This window comes from Nostoc sp. 'Peltigera membranacea cyanobiont' 232, assembly GCF_002245985.1.
Classification (GTDB): domain Bacteria; phylum Cyanobacteriota; class Cyanobacteriia; order Cyanobacteriales; family Nostocaceae; genus Nostoc.
Window position 1 is genome coordinate 1 of record NZ_NOLK01000394.1, and the last position, 1,125, is coordinate 1,125.

General features: G+C 42.2%; 1 protein-coding gene. It reads left to right on the forward strand.

All coding sequences use genetic code 11. From position 1 onward, the window contains the following. Positions 1 to 72 precede the first annotated feature (72 nt). Positions 73 to 1,041 carry an IS630 family transposase gene (locus CDG79_RS40575; RefSeq protein WP_094347049.1) on the forward strand — a complete coding sequence of 323 codons (969 nt, stop codon included), beginning with the start codon at positions 73 to 75 and terminating at the stop codon, positions 1,039 to 1,041. Positions 1,042 to 1,125: the final 84 nt, after the last annotated feature.

The following is a 1,125-nucleotide window of genomic DNA, read 5'->3' on the forward strand; positions in this document are numbered from 1 at the left end:
TATAGCGGTTTTCAGTTGAGTGAGAGACAATCAAATGTACTATAAAGAGAAAATGAGTCAAAATTGTCAGCAATGAAACCATACTCTATAGATTTGCGGCGGAAAATTACGGAAACCTATGAACGGGAATCTATATCTCAACGTAAGTTAGCAGAGCGGTTCCGAGTTGCCCCAAGTTTTATATATAAACTACTCAAACAATACACAGAGAAGGGAACACTAGAACCCAAGAGTCATGGAGGAGGTCAAAGCCTGAAACTAAGTCCAGAAAACATAATAGTTCTGGGAGAACTAGTAGAACAGAAGAATGATGCCACCTTAGAGGAGTTGAGAGAACAACTAAATGAACAGACTCAGGTTCAGGTGAGTAGCTCGACCATTAGTCGTGTATTGACTCGTTTGGGATTGACCCGCAAAAAAAAACGCTTCACGCCAGTGAAAGACTTTCCAGACCGAGTTCAAAACTTGCGAAGAGAGTACCGACAAAGAATGACCATCTTACCTGTGGAGAATTTAGTCTTTATAGATGAAGCGGGAGTGAACTTAGGAATGACTCGCCGATTTGGACGGGCATTATCAGGACAAAGAGCTTATGGAACTCGTCCTCAACAACGAGGTCGAAATGTCAGTCTCATCGGTGCGATCGCATTACGGGGTGTTGTTGCTTCTATTGCTATTGTAGGAGCAGTAGATGGACTAACTTTTGAAGCATTTATTGCCCAGCGATTAGTACCCAACCTCTGGCCGGGAGCCTGCGTGGTCATGGACAACGCCTCCATTCATCAAGAAGCCGAGTTACGCCCGATCCTAGAACAAGCAGGAGCAACTCTACACTTTCTCTCTGCCTATTCCCCTGATTTCTCTCCCATAGAAAACTGTTGGTCAAAGCTCAAAGAGTTTATTCGTTCTCTTGCGCCTCGTACCTATAATGACTTAGCTCAAGCCATTGATACGGCTTTTCAAAAAGTCTCTCTCCAAGATATTCATAACTGGTTTACTCATTGTTGCTACTGTTTCACTGAATATTTAGAACCAGTCTAAAGTTTTCTAGGTAACTATTAATTTCAGTACACAATCCTTGTAGTACATAAGTTCGTATCTCATTCAAATGCATACCGCTATAAC

Bases quoted from the DNA above. Each gene is read 5' to 3' on its own strand.
- CDG79_RS40575 (WP_094347049.1), top strand. From the start codon at position 73: ATGAAACCATACTCTATAGATTTGCGGCGGAAAATTACGGAAACCTAT.